Source organism: Streptomyces sp. DG2A-72, assembly GCF_030499575.1.
GTDB lineage: Bacteria > Actinomycetota > Actinomycetes > Streptomycetales > Streptomycetaceae > Streptomyces.
This window is the reverse complement of sequence record NZ_JASTLC010000001.1, coordinates 3,299,011-3,317,453: the sequence shown is the minus strand read 5'-3', so window position 1 is coordinate 3,317,453 and position 18,443 is coordinate 3,299,011. Positions and strand designations below refer to the sequence as shown.

The 18,443-nt window shown below is 70.2% G+C and carries 15 protein-coding genes and 2 tRNA genes; 14 read left to right on the top strand and 3 right to left on the bottom strand.

Features of this window, described 5'->3' with window-relative positions:
* The first annotated feature begins 60 nt into the window (after nt 1-60).
* The 4 genes from QQY66_RS15785 (at nt 61) to QQY66_RS15770 (ending at nt 974) form a co-directional block, all read left to right on the top strand.
* Nucleotides 61-133 (top strand) — tRNA-Ala (locus tag QQY66_RS15785).
* A 244-nt stretch (nt 134-377) separates the two neighbouring features.
* Entirely contained in the window at nt 378-551 is a 174-nt protein-coding gene (locus QQY66_RS15780) for a hypothetical protein (protein ID WP_210574530.1), read from the top strand.
* Between the two features lie 3 nt (nt 552-554).
* Entirely contained in the window at nt 555-788 is a 234-nt protein-coding gene (locus QQY66_RS15775) for a hypothetical protein (protein WP_003976229.1), read from the top strand.
* 113 nt (nt 789-901) lie between these two features.
* Nucleotides 902-974: transfer RNA gene (locus QQY66_RS15770), tRNA-Ala, on the top strand.
* A 58-nt stretch (nt 975-1,032) separates the two neighbouring features.
* On the opposite strand, the gene QQY66_RS15765 is transcribed toward QQY66_RS15770, so the two are convergent.
* Nucleotides 1,033-2,646 carry an NADH-quinone oxidoreductase subunit NuoF family protein gene (locus tag QQY66_RS15765; RefSeq protein WP_301980972.1) on the bottom strand — a complete coding sequence of 538 codons (1,614 nt, stop codon included), beginning with the start codon at nt 2,644-2,646 and terminating at the stop codon, nt 1,033-1,035.
* Nucleotides 2,643-3,959: a cytochrome b/b6 domain-containing protein gene (locus QQY66_RS15760; RefSeq protein ID WP_301980970.1), complete on the bottom strand. Its 1,317-nt coding sequence runs from the start codon at nt 3,957-3,959 to the stop codon at nt 2,643-2,645. The genes QQY66_RS15765 and QQY66_RS15760 overlap by 4 nt, the downstream gene beginning before the upstream one ends.
* 422 nt (nt 3,960-4,381) lie before the next feature.
* Here QQY66_RS15760 and leuS point away from each other — a divergent pair, with 422 nt between their 5' ends.
* The 9 genes from leuS (at nt 4,382) to QQY66_RS15715 (ending at nt 15,679) form a co-directional block, all read left to right on the top strand.
* Nucleotides 4,382-7,258 carry a leucine--tRNA ligase gene (leuS, locus tag QQY66_RS15755; protein WP_301980968.1) on the top strand — a complete coding sequence of 959 codons (2,877 nt, stop codon included), beginning with the start codon at nt 4,382-4,384 and terminating at the stop codon, nt 7,256-7,258.
* A gap of 192 nt (nt 7,259-7,450) precedes the next feature.
* The gene (locus QQY66_RS15750; RefSeq protein ID WP_301980966.1) at nt 7,451-8,182 is read left to right on the top strand and encodes a hypothetical protein; all 732 of its coding nucleotides are present in this window, start codon (nt 7,451-7,453) and stop codon (nt 8,180-8,182) included.
* A gap of 72 nt (nt 8,183-8,254) precedes the next feature.
* Complete coding sequence (locus QQY66_RS15745) at nt 8,255-9,100, top strand: DegV family protein (RefSeq protein WP_301980965.1); 846 nt, start codon at nt 8,255-8,257, stop codon at nt 9,098-9,100.
* Between the two features lie 140 nt (nt 9,101-9,240).
* Nucleotides 9,241-10,356 (top strand): ComEA family DNA-binding protein, encoded by a 1,116-nt coding sequence (locus QQY66_RS15740; RefSeq protein ID WP_301980964.1) that lies wholly within the window; start codon nt 9,241-9,243, stop codon nt 10,354-10,356.
* A gap of 74 nt (nt 10,357-10,430) precedes the next feature.
* Nucleotides 10,431-12,893 (top strand): ComEC/Rec2 family competence protein, encoded by a 2,463-nt coding sequence (locus QQY66_RS15735; RefSeq protein ID WP_301987330.1) that lies wholly within the window; start codon nt 10,431-10,433, stop codon nt 12,891-12,893.
* A 4-nt stretch (nt 12,894-12,897) separates the two neighbouring features.
* On the top strand, nt 12,898-13,731 hold the full coding sequence (locus tag QQY66_RS15730) for an arylamine N-acetyltransferase (protein WP_301980963.1): 834 nt from the start codon (nt 12,898-12,900) through the stop codon (nt 13,729-13,731).
* Nucleotides 13,732-13,773: 42 nt separating this feature from the next.
* Entirely contained in the window at nt 13,774-14,019 is a 246-nt protein-coding gene (locus QQY66_RS15725; protein WP_301980961.1) for a hypothetical protein, read from the top strand.
* A 204-nt stretch (nt 14,020-14,223) separates the two neighbouring features.
* A complete protein-coding gene (holA, locus tag QQY66_RS15720) occupies nt 14,224-15,213 on the top strand; it encodes a DNA polymerase III subunit delta (RefSeq protein ID WP_301980959.1) in 990 nt (329 codons plus the stop codon).
* Nucleotides 15,214-15,280: 67 nt separating this feature from the next.
* Nucleotides 15,281-15,679, top strand: a complete 399-nt coding sequence (locus QQY66_RS15715) for a nuclear transport factor 2 family protein (RefSeq protein ID WP_301980958.1) — start codon at nt 15,281-15,283, stop codon at nt 15,677-15,679.
* Between the two features lie 180 nt (nt 15,680-15,859).
* Here the strand turns inward: QQY66_RS15715 and rpsT are convergent, their stop codons facing one another.
* Nucleotides 15,860-16,126: a 30S ribosomal protein S20 gene (gene rpsT, locus QQY66_RS15710; RefSeq protein ID WP_301980956.1), complete on the bottom strand. Its 267-nt coding sequence runs from the start codon at nt 16,124-16,126 to the stop codon at nt 15,860-15,862.
* A 221-nt stretch (nt 16,127-16,347) separates the two neighbouring features.
* Between rpsT and lepA the strand changes: the two genes are divergently transcribed.
* Nucleotides 16,348-18,216, top strand: coding sequence for a translation elongation factor 4 (gene lepA / locus QQY66_RS15705; RefSeq protein ID WP_301980955.1), 1,869 nt, complete (start codon nt 16,348-16,350; stop codon nt 18,214-18,216).
* Nucleotides 18,217-18,443 lie beyond the last annotated feature (227 nt).

The window sequence follows — 18,443 nt, the reverse complement described above, 5'->3', positions numbered from 1 at the left end:
TTCCGGCAGGTCGCAGGCTAAAGTTCTTCTTGTTCGCCCCGCTCAGCTGGGGCAACACCAGGGGCTATAGCTCAGTTGGTAGAGCGCCTGCATGGCATGCAGGAGGTCAGGAGTTCAATTCTCCTTAGCTCCACAGGACGAAGATCCCGTCCCCCTCGGGGACGGGATCTTTTTGTTCGCACCGGCTTGAGTGAGTTGGGCCCCGGAGGCGTATACCTCTACGGAGACGCCGCCGGCGTGCAGGTTCGCGCTGGCCGGGACGGTCGCGGCGAATGCCGTGTCCGGACTGGTACTGAGGCGTCGCTGACCGTATCGGTCCGGCCGTGGCAGAATCAAACGGCCGGAAGGGGGCGCGGCCCGACGGGAGGGAGCCAGTGATGCCTGCGAGCATCCGTGAGGCGGTCGGTGACCACCTCGACGCAGCGATGACACGGGACACGGTGACCCGGCTCAGCTGCCCTTCCTGCGGTTCCCTCCATGTCGCTCAGGTCCTCGGCGACAACGGCGGAATTTCCTACGTGTGCACGGCCTGCGGCCACAGCTGGAGCTGATCGATGGGTGCACACAGGCGAAAGTGCGACTGGTGCGGCAGCGGGACGCCGATCGTCCGCGACATGGAGCCGGTCAACCCCGACTACCAGTACTGGTGCGAGGAATGCGCGAGGGCGCTGATCATAAAGGGCGACCCCATCGAGACGTACCGTGAACTGGAGGGCGAGCCGATCTACGGTCGGCTCCTGGAGGAGCACTGCACACTCAAGCGGTTCTATTCGTTCGTCACGGCTTGACGCCGTCGCCCCTGCCGTGGCGGACCTCTGGGCCGACGGAAACGATTTGGTGTTCCCCCCGGTGGACCGTGTAATGTTGGCGTCGCCGCCGGGGGAAACCGGCAGGGCAACGCGGGGCTATAGCTCAGTTGGTAGAGCGCCTGCATGGCATGCAGGAGGTCAGGAGTTCAATTCTCCTTAGCTCCACAGAAATTGAGGGCGGGCCATCCGATCGGATGGCCCGCCTTCGTCGTATCTGTCGTGCTCAGCGGCCCAGCGCGCGGCGTCCGCGGCCCTGGGACAGGACCGGGAGGTTGCGGGCCGGCGCCTTGTCGCGCTGGGTCTCTTCCTCGATGCGCAGGGCGAGGGCGGGGCAACGGCGCACCGCACGCACCGCCTTGGCCTCCGCGTAGCGCGGCACCTGTGCCTGCGCGACGGTCGGGAAGCCGTCCGCGCCCAGTTCGAAGACCTCCGGGAGGATGTCCGCGCACAGGCCGTGGCCGCGGCAGAGCGTCCAGTCGACGTAGATCTTCTGGCGGCTGGGGCCGTTCTCCTCGTACTCGCCGCCGCCCGGGAGGCCCGTCGGGGTCCTGCCGCCCTCGAAGAGCGGCAGAACGCCCTCCACGGGCCTTCCGCAGCCGTTTCCGAGGACGTGCGCCGCGAGGTCGTCGGTGAAGGCCTTGACGGTCGACTCGAGGAACATCGCGGAGCCGTCGGGGTGGGAGCACGCGCCGCGCCGCTTCACGTTCTTGGCGACCTGCTTGAGGGCCTCCAGGGCGGCCGGACCGCCGCCGTTGAGGATGTCCTCCATGCCGCGCGCCGCGGCCGGCAGACCGAGGTAGCAGGGACCGCACTGTCCCGCGCTCTCCTCGGCCAGCCACTGGGCCACGCGCAGCGACTCGCCCAGCGGGCAGGTCTCCTGGCTGATCGGCAGAATCGCGCCGGCGCCGAGCGAACCGCCCACCGCGTCCAGCGAGTTGCGGGAGACGATCGCCTCGTTGACCGTCGCGGCGTCGATCCACTTGCCGTGGTAGCCGCCGGTCAGCACGCCCTGCGGGACCGGCGGGGCGCCGGCGAGCTGCAGGACGTAACGCAACGGCACTCCGGTGGGGACCTCGATCACCATGGGGCGGGCGACCGCGCCGGAGACCGTGAGCATGACGGTGCCTGGCTCGTCGTACAGGCCGGTGTTGCCGTAGCGCTCCGGGCCGATGCGGGCGGCGATGGCGAGTTGGGCGAACGTCTCGGCGTTGGACAGCAGGGTGGGCGCGCCGCCGACGCCGCTCTGGGAGGCGCTGATCTTGCGGCCGGGCGGGATCGCCGGTCCGCCGTCGATGGATCGGATCAGCGACGCTGCCGCTCCGGTGACCATCCGTACGGGATTGCGCTGCACGCGCGCGCGGAGCGCCGACCTACGGCCGTTGCTCAGGCCGCGTTCGGCGAGTGCGGCTTCCATGGAGCGCTGGGTGGACTCCCGGGTGACCCCCACCACGAGCGTGCGGGCACCCAGGGCCTCGGCGCACAACAGGGCGCCGTCCAGGATCAGATGCGGGGCACGGTTGATGAGCACCGTGTCCTTGCGGCAGGCCGGTTCGTCCTCGCTTCCGTTGACGACGACGACCGGCCGCACACCGCGCTTGATCGCCGCCTCGGCGACCGAGCGCAGCTTCTTGTGGAAGGGGAAGCCCGCGCCGCCGCGGCCCTTCAGGCTGATGTTCTCGGCGAGCTTGGCGAGTTGCTCGCCGCCCATGGGTTCAAGCGGCCCGTGCACCTTCAGGTGCATGGGCAGATCGAGTCTTTCGACAAGGTCGAAGCCAGACGTGAGCTGCGGAAGGCCGACCACGCGGACTTCGGGTACGTCGGGCAGGGCCTCGTTCACCTATAGCCTCCGGAAGGCGTGTTCCAAGGTTCGCCCGGACCCGGTGAGTCGAAGTCGTACGAATCGCCGGGCGTTGGTTCATTGGCGGGACCGCTGTTGTACGTGTCATCGGGGTTGTACGTGCCGTAGAGGGTGTTCGTCTCACCGGTGTCGTACACATCACTCTGGCCGTACCCGCCGGTGCCCGAATTGTCGTAGGCCGGGATGTTGTATCCCGTGTCGGTGAGCGGGTCGTACGCCGATGGGGGCGCCTCGCCGACGGGCGGCGGTGACGGGATCGGCCAGCTGCCCGAGGTGCTGCCGCCGCTGTCGACGCGCGGGATCGCCTCCGTGGCCTGCATGTCCAGCGGCAGCTCCATGCGGGCGGTCTGGTCGGCCGCGTACGGCTGCTGGGGGCGCGGGGGCGTGACGGCGCGGTAGGCGGCCGCGAAGCCGTTCACGGGCTCCGGGGCGGGCTGCTCGTACAGCGGCGCCGTACGGGGTGCCATACCGGGTGTCATACGCGGCTGGGGGCCCGTCGCGTCGGCCCGCTCGTAGCCGGGCAGGGTGGCGCCGCCCGCGACCCGGGCGCGGCTCTCCTCCAGGTTCTCGCGGCCCGGCTTCTCCTCGGTGCCGATGATCGCGGCGGCCTTGTCCATGACCTGGCGCTTGAACGGGCGCGGTGCCGCGCGCAGAGCGAGGGCCGCCATGACGCCGAGCACGCAGAGCGCGTACATGACGGTGAAGACCGGGCTCTGCACCGGGCGTCCCGAGTACAGGCCGTGCAGCAGTCCGGCGCACCAGGCCGGATAGGCCAACATGTGCATCGCCCGCCAGCGGGCGGCGATCGGTGCCGGGGACGCGAACTGGTTGCGCAGCGCGCCGGTGATCCCCACGAAGATCATGAGCTGGCCGGCCAGTGTGCCGAGGCCGATGAGGGCGGCGCTGCCCGGGATTTCGTCGCCGCCGGCGAACACCAGGCCGAAGGGGATGAACACGGCGATCCAGCCGACGTGGTCGAGCGCCAGCTTGACTCCGATGTGCAGCAGCAGGAACGCGATCGAGCCCACGGCGGTCACCCGGTGGATGCCCTGCGCGATGATCCGCTGCCTGGTGTTGAGGATCATCCGGTCCTGGGCGACGAGGCCCCAGATCACGGAGCAGGTGAGCAGGACGAGCGACACCACGCCCGCCGCGAAGTTGAGGAGGTCCTGGAGCCAGAAGCCCCCGTACACCACGACGAGGGGTATGGCCAGCAGAAAGACAGCCGACACCACCCCGTAGGCCGACCGGCCTGTCTGGGGGAGCGAGCTGTTACTACGACGAGGGTTCATGGGGGCAACTCCGAGCAGTTCGGGAAAGCGGTCCCGCTGCCGCACTCTAAGTCCAGTCAAACTGACCGGTACGCCGTTTGAGTTATTGCGTCGTTATCTACGGGCCAAGCGGGGCCTGTGTTGTCCATTAGCGACTGTTACGCCGGGTAATAATTGAACGTTGTTCAGCTTTTCGGAATCTTCACAAGCGGCTGTGAGGCGTCAGTGTGCCCCATGGAAGCCCGTCGCGGCCTCCTCGGCGGCTGCGGTACCCTGACGCCATGCGTGCCGTACGCCTTCTGCTTAGCGAGCCGCGCTGATCACTCCCGACCACGGCGAGACCTGGTGGTCGGAATCGGCGCGGCGTCCCCTCCTGTGCGAGGGGATTTTTCGTTTCTTGGATGTCGCCGCTGGCAGAGACGATCGATGGAGCTTTGAGGATCATGAGCGAGACGAACCCCGCTGCCGCCGCCGAGGTGGCCGCGCCGCACCGCTACACCGCGGCCCTGGCCGCGGAGATCGAGGCACGCTGGCAGGACTTCTGGGACGCCGACGGCACCTACGCGGCGCCGAACCCCAAGGGCGACCTGGCGGGCGACCCCGAACTGGCCGCCAAGCCCAAGAAGTTCATCATGGACATGTTCCCGTACCCCTCCGGTGCGGGCCTGCACGTCGGTCACCCCCTGGGCTACATCGCCACCGATGTCTTCGCCCGGTTCCAGCGCATGACCGGCCACAACGTCCTGCACACCCTGGGCTTCGACGCCTTCGGCCTGCCCGCCGAGCAGTACGCCGTGCAGACCGGCACGCACCCGCGGGTGTCCACCGAGGCCAACATCGAGAACATGAAGATCCAGCTGCGCCGGCTGGGCCTGGGCCACGACAAGCGCCGGTCGTTCGCCACGATCGACCCGGCGTACTACAAGTGGACCCAGTGGATCTTCCTGCGGATCTTCAACTCCTGGTACGACGACGAGGTGCGCAGGGCCCGCCCGATCGCGGACCTGGTCGCCCAGTTCGAGAGCGGTGAGCGCGCGCTGCCCGGCGCTCGCTCCTGGCACGAGCTGAGCGCCGTCGAGCGCGCCGACGTCCTGAGCGAGTACCGCCTGGCGTACGCCTCGGACGCACCGGTCAACTGGTGCCCCGGCCTGGGCACCGTACTGGCCAACGAGGAGGTCACCGCCGACGGCCGCTCCGAGCGCGGCAACTTCCCCGTCTTCAAGGCCAAGCTGCGCCAGTGGAACATGCGTATCACCGCCTACGCCGACCGGCTGCTGGACGACCTGGACGCGCTGGACTGGCCCGAGGCCATCAAGCTGCAGCAGCGCAACTGGATCGGCCGCTCCGAGGGCGCCCGCGTCGACTTCCCCGTAGACGGCGAGCGCATCACGGTCTTCACCACCCGCCCCGACACCCTGTTCGGCGCGACCTACATGGTGCTGGCCCCCGAGCACCCGCTGGTCGAGAAGTTCACGCCCCAGGAGTGGCCCGAGGGCACGCACCAGGTGTGGACCGGCGGCCACGCGACACCGGCCGAGGCCGTCGCCGCGTACCGCGCGCAGGCCGCCTCGAAGTCCGACGTCGAGCGGCAGGCCGAGGCCAAGGACAAGACCGGCGTCTTCATCGGCGCGTACGCGACCAACCCGGTCAACGGCGAGCAGATCCCCGTCTTCATCGCCGACTACGTGCTGATGGGCTACGGCACCGGCGCGATCATGGCCGTACCGGCGCACGACGGCCGTGACTTCGAGTTCGCGCGCGCCTTCGAGCTGCCGATCAACTGTGTGGTCGAGCCGACGGACGGCCGTGGCACGGACACCTCCGCGTGGGACGAGGCCTTCGTGTCGTACGACGCGAAGATCGTCAACTCCACCGGTGACGGTGTCTCCCTGGACGGCCTGGGTGTTGTCGACGCCAAGGCGCGCATCACCGAGTGGCTGGAGCGCACCGGCATCGGCGAGGGCACGGTCAACTTCCGGCTGCGCGACTGGCTGTTCAGCCGCCAGCGCTACTGGGGCGAGCCCTTCCCGATCGTCTACGACGAGGAGGGCATCGCCCACGCGCTGCCCGAGTCGATGCTGCCGCTGGAGCTGCCGGAGGTCGAGGACTACTCGCCGCGCACCTTCGACCCGGACGACGCCGACACCCAGCCCGAGACGCCGCTGTCGCGCAACGAGGAGTGGGTGAACGTCACCCTGGACCTGGGTGACGGGCGCGGTCCGCGCACCTACCGGCGTGAGACCAACACCATGCCCAACTGGGCCGGTTCCTGCTGGTACGAGCTGCGCTACCTGGACCCGCACAACTCCGAGAAGCTGGTCGACCCGGAGATCGAGCGGTACTGGATGGGCCCGCGCGAGGGGCAGCCGCACGGCGGTGTCGACCTGTACGTGGGCGGCGCCGAGCACGCCGTACTGCACCTGCTGTACGCGCGCTTCTGGTCCAAGGTGCTGCACGACCTGGGGCATGTGTCGTCGGCAGAGCCGTTCCACAAGCTGTTCAACCAGGGCATGATCCAGGCCTACGTCTACCGTGACAGCCGTGGCATCGCGGTGCCGGCCGCCGAGGTGGAGGAGCGCGACGGCGCGTACTACTACCAGGGCGAGAAGGTCTCCCGGCTGCTGGGCAAGATGGGCAAGTCCCTGAAGAACGCGGTCACTCCGGACGAGATCGCCGCCGAGTACGGCGCCGACACCCTGCGCCTGTACGAGATGGCGATGGGCCCGCTGGACGTCTCCCGGCCGTGGGACACGCGCGCGGTGGTCGGCCAGTTCCGGCTGCTGCAGCGGCTGTGGCGCAACGTCGTCGACGAGGCGACCGGTGAGGTCACCGTCGTCGACGTGGACCCCGACGAGGACACCCTGCGCGCCCTGCACAAGGCCATCGACGGGGTGCGCGGTGACCTGGAGGGCATGCGGTTCAACACCGCCATCGCCAAGGTCACCGAGCTGAACAACCACCTGACCAAGGCCGGAGGTGCGGTGCCGCGGTCGGTCGCCGAGCCGCTGGTGCTGCTGGTCGCGCCGCTGGCCCCGCACATCGCCGAGGAGCTGTGGCGCAAGCTGGGCCATGAGGACTCGGTGGTGCACCGGGACTTCCCGGTCGCCGACCCCGCGTACGTCGTGGACGAGACCGTGACCTGCGTGGTCCAGGTCAAGGGCAAGGTCAAGGCACGCCTGGAGGTCTCGCCGGCCATCTCCGAGGAGGAGCTGGAGAAGGTCGCGCTGGCGGACGAGAAGGTCGTCGCGGCGCTGGACGGCGCCGGGATCCGGAAGGTGATCGTGCGGGCGCCGAAGCTGGTGAACATCGTTCCCGCGTAGGCGTCGTTTCCGGGCGGGCGCCGGGCGCGCGTCGGTGCGGGTGCGGGTGTCCAGCCGGGATTGTGCCTCCGGCTAGGGGTGGTCCCCTACGGGCAGGTTCGGGGTTTTTCTGGAACTCCGGGCCTGCCCGCTGCGTTTACCGTTGAAGAGTGGCGCGGCGCGAGTGCTGGGCCCGTCCGGAGGAGGAGCGTCGTGGAAGCAGTCGTCGCAGTTTTCGCCCTGCTCTTCGTGCTCTTCCTGGGACTCGGCGCCTACGCCACGGTGAAGGCGGTCGGCGCGGCCAAGCGCGGCGTGGACCGCACCCTCACCCAGGCCCGCCGCACGGTGGAGGACCACACCCTGCGGGCCAAGTCCCTCGCCCAGATCGGCCCCGCGGGCGAGATCGCCCAGCTCCGGCTGAAGCTGCGCACCTCGATGCGCGCCACCCAGGACGCGCTGCACGCACGCGTGGCGGAGGACGAGTCCCTCAAGGAGTCGATCGGCCTCTTCGAGCGCCTCAGTGCGCACGGCCATGAGCTGGACGACGACCTCAAGCGACTGGAGTCCGAGCCCGACCGGGCGACCCTGGCCGAGCGGCTGCCCGCACTGCGCGAGCGCACCAAGCGCATCATCGACTCGGCGGACTCCCTGCGCTGGGCGGCCCGGGACCGGGCCCACCGCTTCGCGGACGACGACCTGGACTCACTCAGCACCCAGATCGACGTGGAGACCGGCGCGCTGCGACACTGGACCACCTCGGAACCCGCGCCGCCCCCGTGGCCCGAAGCTCCCGCCGCCGAGAGCCCCGCCGCCCAGCAGACCTGGCCGGAGACACCCCGGTCGGAGCCGGCCGAGGAGGAGCCGGCACGACCCGCCATCACCCCGCCGGCCCCGCGTCCCACGTATCCCTGGCAGAAGAAGCCCCGTCCCGAGAGCACCACTTGATCCGGTTCCGGCCCGCCCGAGTCAGCGGGGCCGGGCTGCCGCCCGGGCACTACGCCAGGTAACCTCCAGCTCATGTCCCGCCATGTCGCGATCGTCACCGATTCAACGGCCTACCTGCCGCCGCGGACGATGGAGCGCCACGGCATCACATCGGTGCCCCTGACCGTCGTCCTCGGCGACCGGGCACTGGAAGAGGGCACCGAGATCTCCACCCGTTCCCTCGCCCAGGCGCTCCAGAAGCGCCGCCCCGTCACCACCTCACGCCCCAGCCCCGAGGTGTTCGCCGAGACCTATCGCAGGGTTGCCGAGTCCGGTGCCACCGGCATCGTTTCGCTGCATCTGTCCGCCGAGCTCTCCGGCACCTACGACGCGGCGCTCGTCGCGGCGCGCGAGGCGCCGGTGCCGGTGCGGGTCGTGGACACCGGGATGGTCGCGATGGCGCTCGGGTTCTGTGCGCTGGCCGCCGCCGAGGCGGCGGAGTCCGGCGGCACGGTGGACGAGGCGGTCACAGCCGCGGAGAAGCGGGCCGCGGGCACGTCCGCCTACTTCTACGTCGACACCCTCGACTATCTGCGCCGCGGCGGCCGGATCGGCGCCGCGCAGGCGCTGCTCGGCTCCGCCCTGGCGGTGAAGCCGCTGCTGAAGCTGGAGGGCGGCCGTATCGAACTCCTGGAGAAGGTACGGACGGCGTCGAAGGCCATCGCCCGCCTCGAAGAGATCGTGGCCGACCGGGCGGGCGGCGCTCAGGTCGACATCGCCGTCCACCATCTGTCAGCCCATGAGCGTGCGTCGGCACTGGAGGGCCGGCTGCGGGCGCGGGTGCCCGGGCTCGCCGACCTGCATGTGAGTGAGGTGGGGGCGGTGATCGGGGCGCATACCGGGCCCGGGTTGCTGGGGGTTGTGGTGTCGCCGCGGTGAGAGTGGCTGCCTGCCGGGTTCCGGCGGTGGGTGCGGGTGGCTCACTCGTGTGAGTGAGGGAGTTATCCACAACTCGCCGGTAATCCCCGGGATTTGACCAAGATCATCGCGAGAGGGCCGGGCTGCCCGATCCTCGTCGCATGGCACTTCGATCACGTTCACGCACAGCGACCGTAAGCAGCGGCCCGGGCCGCGGCCCCGCCTCCGACAGCCGCACCCGCCATCGCCGCCTACACTCCCGAAGCCGGGCCCGACACTCATACGCATCGGCGGAAGAACTCCGCCGTCGTGCGGAGGTTCTCTTCGCCGAACGGGCTGTTCGGCGGCGGGAGTCGGGAGAGGTGACGGCGGGTCGGGACGCGGGCGTGGGCGCCCCTGATGTCCCGTATGCCGAACCTCACATCCCGTACGCCGACATGGATGTCGGCGACGATGTGCCGCCCGCCGGCGGAGGAGCCGGCGACCATGCCCCGCCCGCCGCCGCGGACGTCGATGCCGGTGCCCAGGCCCGGCAGGGCGCGAGGGCTTGGCGAGGGCGGGTCGGGCCGGTGTTGCGGGAGCGGATGCCCGTGTGGCTGCAGGCGCGGTGCGGGCTGGAGCGCAGGAGCGTGGTCGCACTCACCGCGCTGCTGGTCGTCGCCGCGGCCTTCGCCGTGCAGCACTTCTGGACCGGTCGGACCCAGCCCGTGCGCCCGCCCGAGGTCGTACAGGCGGCGGCTCCGTTCGCGGAAGCAGCGCAAGCGGAAGGCGAGCCGAGCAAGGCTCCCGGCGGCCCCACCGCCGGAGGGACCGCGGCGGCCGAGATCGTGGTGGACGTCAGCGGTAAGGTCCGGGAGCCGGGGATCCAGCGGCTGCCCGCGGGTTCGCGGGTCGTCGACGCACTCCGTGCGGCCGGCGGGGTGCGTCCCGGGACGAACACCGACGGTCTCAACCGCGCCCGCTTCCTCGTGGACGGGGAGCAGGTCATCGTCGGCGGTCCCGGCGCAGGCTCGGGCTCCGGTCCGGTCTCGGGCGGTACGGCGGCAGGCGGCCCGGTCGGCTCGGCTGCGGGGGCGGCTCCCACGGCTCCGGTCTCGCTCAACACCGCAACCGTGGAACAGCTCGAAACCCTGCCGGGCGTGGGACCGGTGCTGGCGCAGCACATCATCGACTACCGCACCCAGCACGGCGGCTTCCGCTCGGTGGACCAACTGCGCGAGGTGAACGGCATCGGCGACCGCCGCTTCGCCGATCTACGGGATCTCGTACAGCCATGAGTGCCGCCCGTCGGCGCAGTGCGGCCACCCCCGATATCTCCGACGAGACCGGCGTTGCCGGTCCCCGCGCCTCGGTGCACACCGCCTCCGGCAACCGGCTCGGCGCTGCCCACCCCCGACAGGAAGGACCGACGGACCTACGACTCGTTCCGCCCGCGCTCGCTGCCTGGGCGACGGCCGCGCTGGCGCTGGACGCGCCGCCGGAGTGGATCACCGGCATCACGGGAGTGTGCCTGGTCGCGGCGGGTGTGCTGGTGGCGATACGGCGACGATGGTCCCGCATCTCGGTCGCCGCGGTCCTCCTCTGTGTCGCGGCGGGCGCGGCCTCCGCCGGGCTGCACGGGGCCGATCTGCGGCGCGGGCCGGTGCCCGGGCTGGCGCGGGAGTACGCGACCGTGACGGCCGAGGTCGAGGTGACCGCCGATCCCCGGCTCACCCGGCCCCGGATCAGAGGGAACCACGCGGCGCCGAGTGCCGTGCTGATCGGCGCGGACGTGCGACACGTCGAGAAGGCGGACGGGACGGCGGTGAAGACGCGGGCACCGGTGCTGTTGATCGTCGACGCGGGGCCACGCCCCACCGCCGAGGGACCGAAGGCCTCGCCGTGGCTCCGGCTGCTGCCCTCCACACGGCTGCGCGTCACCGCACGGCTGGCCCCTGCCCTGGTGGGCGGGGACCGGGTCGCCGCCGTGGTGCGGGTGCGGGACCAGGCGGTGCCGCAGGTGGTGGGGGAGCCGTCGGCGGCGCAGCGGTTCGCGGGGCGACTGCGGGCCGGGCTGCGGGAGGCCACGGACGGGTTGCCGGCGGATGCGCGGGCGCTGTTGCCGGGGCTGGTCGTCGGGGACACCGCACGGATCACTCCGGAGCTGGACGAGGCCTTCAAGGAGACCGACCTCGCGCACACGCTCGCCGTCTCCGGAAGCAACCTCACGATCATCCTCGCCCTGCTCATCGGACCGCCCGGCCTGGCCCAGCGCGTCGAGCGGCGCGGACTCGCGCCCCGCCTCGGCATCCCGCTGCGGACGACCGCGCTGTTCGGCGGCGCGCTCACGCTCGGGTTCGTCGTGGTCTGCCGGCCTGACCCGAGCGTGCTGCGGGCCGCGGCCTGCGGGGCGGTCGTGCTGCTCGCCCTCGCGACGGGACGCCGCAGATCGCTGATCCCGGCGCTGGCGACGGCCGTCCTGCTGCTGGTGCTGTACGACCCGTGGCTGGCCAGGAGTTATGGCTTTCTGCTGTCCGTGCTGGCCACCGGCGCCCTGCTCACGCTCGCGCCCCGCTGGAGCACCGCGCTGCAACGACGCCGGGTCCCGCCGCGGCTCGCCGAGGCGCTGGCCGCGGCTGCCGCCGCTCAAGCGCTGTGTGCGCCGGTCGTCGCGGTGCTGTCGGCACGGGTGAGCCTGGTGGCGGTGCCGTGCAACCTGCTGGTGGAGTTCGCGGTCGCACCCGCGACGGTGCTGGGCTTCGCCGCGCTGGCGACGGCGCCGGTGGCGATGCCGGTGGCCGAGGCGCTGGCGTGGTGCGCGAGTTGGCCGACCGGATGGATCGCGGACGTGGCCCGTACCGGGGCGGCGCTGCCCGGGGCGGGCGTGGACTGGCCGGGCAGCTGGACCGGGGCAGCGCTGCTGGCGCTCGTCACGGTGGTGGTCCTGCTGGTCGGCCGCCGGCTGCTGCGGCATCCCTGGTGGTGCGGAGCCTGTGGGGTGCTGCTTCTGCTGGCAGTTGTGCAGCCGCCGCCGCTGGCCAGGGTGGTCACGGGGTGGCCGCCGCCGGGCTGGCGGATGGCGATGTGCGATGTGGGACAAGGGGACGCGCTGGTGCTCGCGGCGGGTGAGGGCGCCGGCGTGGTCGTGGACGCCGGGCCGGATCCTCGGCTGGCCGACCGCTGTCTTCGCACACTCGGCATCACGCGGGTTCCGCTGGTGATCCTGACCCATTTCCACGCGGATCATGTGGCCGGTCTGCCCGGGGTGCTGCACGGGCGCGCGGTAGGTGCGATCCAGACGACGGGACTCGAAGAGCCGGAGGACCAGGCGGAGTTCGTAGGGAGAGAGGCCGCAGCCCGGCACATTCCGGTGACGAGAGCCGTCGCCGGGGAACAGCGGCGCAGCGGGGCGCTCAGCTGGCAGGTCGTCTGGCCGCCACCGCATGCGGCGTCGGTGCCGGACGCGGAGGGGCCGAACGACGCCAGTGTCAGCCTGCTCGTCCGGTCGGCGGGGCTGCGGCTCCTGCTGCTCGGGGACCTCGAACCTCCGTCCCAGCAGGCGCTGCTGAGGTCACCGGCGGGGGCGTGGCTGCGCGGCGTGGACGTGCTCAAGGTGGCCCACCATGGCTCCGCCTATCAGGAGCCGGAGCTGATACGCCGGGTCGCGCCGCGACTGGCGTTGATCTCCTGCGGTCGGGACAACCCGTACGGGCACCCCGCCCCCGGTACGGTCGCGGCGCTGCGGGCGCAGGGAGCGGTGGTGCTGCGCACGGACGAGGACGGGGCCCTGGCTGTCGCGGGTACGGGCGGAGAGCTGCTCGTGGCGCGAGACTGAGGGCATGAATTCCGCAGAGGTTGATGCCTATCTCCGTCGCCTGGGAGTAGAGCACCCGGCGTGGCCCACCGTCGACGTCCTGCGCGAGCTGCATCTGCGGCATCTGCAGAACGTTCCGTTCGAGAACCTGTCGATCCATCTCGGCGAGGAGATCGTGCTGGAGGAGAAACGGCTGCTGGACAAGGTGGTGGGGGCGCGGCGGGGCGGGTTCTGCTACGAACTGAACGGAACGTTCGGGGCGTTGCTGACCGCGCTGGGCTACGACGTCACGCTGCTGGCGGCGCGGGTGTACGGCGACGAGGGGCGGTTGGGGATCCCGTACGACCATCTCGCGCTGAAGGTGCGCACGGTGGACGGGGGTGAATGGCTGGCCGACGTGGGGTTCGGGGCGAACAGTCACTATCCGCTGGCGTTCGGGGCGCGGGCGGAGCAGGGGGATCCCGGGGGAGTCTTCCGGATCGTCGAGGCGGGGCCGGACGCGGCCGGGGTGCGGGGCGATTCGGCCGGGGCGCCCGATCTGGACGTCGTCCGGAACGGCAGCCCGCAGTATCGGCTGGAGATGCGGCCGCGGGTGCTCGGTGACTTCGTGGCCGGGGCGTGGTGGCACAGCACGTCTGCGGCTTCGCACTTCGTGCAGTCGCTGGTGTGCTCGCGGGTCACGGAGGACGGAGGGAGGGTCACGCTCAGCGGGCGGGCGCTCACGGTGACGGCGGCGGACGGGGCGCGGGAGGTGCGGGAGCTGGGGTCGGACGCGGAGGTTCTTGCGGCGTATCGGGAGAGGTTCGGGATCGAGCTGGCGGCTGTGCCGGTGGTTCGGGGGGCCGGTCGGGAGGGCTGACCTGGTGCTTCGGGGGCGGGGTGGGTGCCGGAAAATGGGGGCGTGAGTGATGTGAGACATGTGCTGGTGCTGCCTGACCGGGCTGCCGCGGAAGAGGTGGCGGAGGCGCTGGGGGAGCGGTTCGGGGTGCGTGAGGAGCCGCAGGTGGTGCGGGATGCGCTGGCCGGTGAGGACGATGCGGAGGATGCGCAGTGGCTTGTGGTTCTGCGGGATGAGGAGGGGCGGTTGGATCCGGGGGAGCTGGATGCGTTTGTGGGGGAGTGGGAGGGATGGCGGGAGGAGCCGTAGCGCTGCGTTGCGTTGCCCTGCCGGGTGAGTGAGGGGTGGGCTCGGTTCGCAGGGTGCCCGGCGTGAGGGCTGGGCGGGGGTGGGTCGCGCAGCCCGGCGCTGACGGGGTGCCGCCTGCGCCCACCCGTGCCGCCCTAGGCGGCACGAATGCCCGCAGCTTGGCTGCTTCCCCCGTTGTCAGTGGGCCGTGACATGCTTGTCGCAATGGCCAGGAAGACTGTTGATGACGACCCGCTCGTGCCTGTGACGCTTGCTGTGGGGCAGGAGGATCTTCTGCTTGACCGGGCTGTGCGGGAGGTGGTGGCTGCGGCGAGGGGCGCTGATGCCGATACGGATGTACGGGATCTGACGTCGGACCAGTTGCAGCCGGGGACGTTGGCGGAGTTGACGAGTCCGTCGCTGTTCGCGGAGCGGAAGGTCGTGGTCGTGCGGAATGCGCAGGATCTGTCCGCGGACACGGTCAAGGATGTGAAGGCGTATCTCGGGGCGCCGGCCGAAGAGATCACGCTCGTGTTGTTGCACGCGGGCGGGGCCAAGGGCAAGGGACTGCTCGACGCCGCGCGGAAGGCCGGGGCGCGGGAGGTCGCGTGTCCCAAGATGACGAAGCCGGCGGATCGGCTGGCCTTTGTCAGAGGTGAGTTCCGGGGGCTCGGGCGGTCGGCCACGCCCGAGGCCTGCCAGGCGCTCGTCGACTCCATCGGGAGTGACCTGCGGGAGCTGGCCTCGGCCGTCTCCCAGCTTGTCGCCGATGTCGAGGGGACCATCGACGAGGCCGTCGTCGGGCGGTACTACACCGGGCGGGCCGAGGCTTCCAGCTTCACCGTCGCCGATCGAGCCGTGGAGGGGCGGGCCGCGGAGGCGCTGGAGGCGCTGCGGTGGTCGCTGGCGACCGGCGTGGCTCCGGTGCTGATCACCAGCGCGCTCGCCCAGGGCGTACGGGCGATCGGAAAGCTGTCCTCGGCGCGCGGCGGGCGGCCGGCCGATCTGGCGCGTGAGTTGGGCATGCCGCCGTGGAAGATCGACCGGGTGCGCCAGCAGATGCGGGGATGGACTCCGGACGGGGTGGCCGTGGCGCTGCGGGCCGTCGCGGAGGCCGACGCCGGCGTGAAGGGCGGCGGGGACGATCCCGAGTACGCGCTGGAGAAGGCGGTCGTCACGATTGCGCGGGCCGCTCGGTCCAGGGGGCGCGCGTAGCCCGAAGAGAGGAGAATCGGGCGTATCAGCCGTAGATCGCCGATATGACGGAAAGGTGGCGACTGGCATGGCTGAACACCCGCACGCAACTCTCGTCCGCAAGGGCTACGAAGCCTTCCAGCGCGGAGACATGGACACGCTGCGAGGCTTGATGACCGGGGACTGCACGCACCACGTACCCGGCTCGCACCCGCTCTCGGGGGACTTCAAGGGGATCGACTCGATCCTCGACGGGTACTACGCCCGGCTCTACTCGGAGACGGGCGGGTCGCTCCAGGTCGAGCTGCGCAACATATTCGTGGACGGCCGCGGGCACGCCGTCACCGTGCACCGCTTCACCGCCGACCGGGGCGACAAGCACATCGACGAGGACGGGGGCATCGTCTTCCGGATCGTCGGCGACAAGATCACCGATCTCGACGAGTGCCTCGCGGACCTCGACAAGTCCAACGACTTCTGGACGTGACGCAGGCATGCCGAAGGCCCCGGCTCCCGCCCTGGGGAAGGGCGAGACGCCGGGGCCTTCGGTTCAAGACGGTGAGCCCGTACCCGCGTGGCGAACGCAGGCCGCGTACAGGCTCGGGGTGCCGGACGGGAGCGGATGAGAGAGGGCCCGCTCGATTCCCTCCGGCGGTCAAATCAAGTGTCAGCCCTTGAGGGAAGCGACCTTGGAAGCCAGCGCCGACTTCTTGTTGGCGGCCTGGTTCTTGTGGATGACGCCCTTGGAGACGGCCTTGTCGAGCTCACGCGCAGCAGCGCGCTGGTACTCGGTGGCCTTCTCGACGTCACCCGCGGCAGCGGCCTCACGGGCCTTGCGGATCGCGGTCTTGAGGGAGGACTTGACGGCCTTGTTGCGCAGCCGGGCCTTCTCGTTGGTCTTGATCCGCTTGATCTGGGACTTGATGTTCGCCACGAATGAGCCTCTACAGGTTCTGGTACGGGGCCGCACGGGTCCCGCACCGGTGATTTTCTTGGGGTGTGCCTCGCGCTGAGAGGGCATGAGACACAGCCACCCAGAGTACCAGTGGCCCGGCCCACGGCCCAAAACGGTGTCCGGACGCCGCCCGTGGGACCATGGAGCCTACGTATCGATCCGACCCGAGGCATAAGGCGCCTCAAGAGACAGGACCCTGCGTGCCCGCGACCCCTAACAATGTGCCCGAGCCGAGCCGTACCGCCCCGGCTCTGATCCGCAATTTCTGCATCATCGCGCACATCGACCACGGCAAGTCCACGCTCGCCGACCGGATGCTCCAGCTGACCGGCGTGGTCGAGCAGCGGCAGATGCGCGCTCAGTACCTCGACCGCATGGACATCGAGCGCGAGCGCGGCATCACGATCAAGTCCCAGGCGGTGCGGCTGCCGTGGGCCCCCACCCACGACAAGAGCAACACGCACATCCTCAACATGATCGACACCCCGGGGCACGTCGACTTCACCTACGAGGTCTCGCGGTCGCTCGCCGCCTGCGAGGGCACCGTCCTCCTCGTCGACGCCGCCCAGGGCATCGAGGCCCAGACCCTCGCCAATCTGTACCTGGCGATGGAGAACGACCTCACGATCATCCCCGTACTGAACAAGATCGATCTGCCGGCCGCACAGCCCGAGAAGTTCTCCGAGGAGCTCGCCAACCTCGTCGGCTGCGAGCCGGACGACGTCCTCAAGGTCTCCGCCAAGACCGGTGTCGGCGTAGACGCGCTGCTCGACAGGGTCGTCCGCGAGATCCCGCCGCCGGTCGGTGTCAAGGACGCTCCCGCCCGCGCGATGATCTTCGACTCCGTCTACGACTCCTACCGCGGCGTCGTGACATACGTCCGAGTCATCGACGGTCAACTCAGCAAGCGCGAGCGCATCAAGATGATGTCGACGGGCGCCACGCACGAGCTGCTGGAGATCGGGACGAACTCGCCGGAGATGCTGCCCGCCGACGGCCTCGGTGTCGGCGAGGTGGGTTACCTGATCACCGGTGTGAAGGACGTCCGCCAGTCCAAGGTCGGTGACACCGTCACCAGCCAGCAGAAGGGGGCGACGGAGGCCCTCGGCGGCTACAAGGACCCGAAGCCGATGGTCTTCTCCGGTCTGTATCCGCTGGACGGCTCCGACTACCCCGAGCTGCGCGAGGCCCTCGACAAGCTCCAGCTCAACGACGCAGCCCTCGTCTACGAGCCGGAGACCTCCGCCGCCCTCGGCTTCGGTTTCCGCGTCGGCTTCCTCGGCCTGCTGCACCTCGACGTGATCCGTGAGCGGCTTGAGCGCGAGTTCGGGCTCGACCTGATCGCGACCGCGCCGAACGTGGTCTACCGGGTCCTGATGGAGGACGGCACCGAGCACACCGTCACCAACCCGAGCGAGTTCCCCGAGGGCAAGATCAACGAGGTGTACGAGCCCGTCGTACGCGCCACGATCCTTGCGCCCACGGAGTTCATCGGCTCGATCATGGAGCTGTGCCAGACCCGGCGCGGCACCCTCCTCGGCATGGACTACCTGTCCGAGGACCGGGTGGAGATCCGCTACACGCTGCCGCTCGCCAAGATCGTCTTCGACTTCTTCGACCAGCTGAAGTCGAAGACGCGTGGCTACGCGTCGCTGGACTACGAGCCCACCGGCGAGCAGACCTCCAGCCTGGTCAAGGTCGACATCCTGCTGCACGGCGACAAGGTGGACGCCTTCTCCGCGATCACGCACAAGGACGCCGCGTACGCGTACGGTGTGCGGCTCGTCGCCAAGCTGCGCGAGCTGATTCCGCGGCAGGCCTTCGAGGTGCCGATCCAGGCGGCCATCGGCTCCCGGGTCATCGCCCGCGAGACCATCCGAGCCATCCGCAAGGACGTCCTCGCCAAGTGCTACGGCGGTGACATCTCCCGTAAGCGGAAGCTGCTGGAGAAGCAGAAGGAGGGCAAGAAGCGGATGAAGATGGTGGGTTCCGTGGAGGTTCCTCAGGAGGCCTTCATCGCCGTTCTGTCCAGCGACGAGAGCGCCGGATCGGGCAAGGGCAAGAAATAGCCACCCGTCACCCGCGAAAATTGGGGCTCGTCGCGTCACAGCGCGGCGGGCCCCTGTGCGTCCGTACGGTTGCCCGATCGGGGAAGTGACAGGCCGCAGCCCCTTACGCACCGGCCGGTCGCGCTCTACTCTGATCTCTGCTCGGTAGTTACTCGCGAGTTAAACAACCGATCGGCAACCGCTCGTGAGTGAAACAGCAGCAGTGAAAACAGCCGCAATGAGCCAGC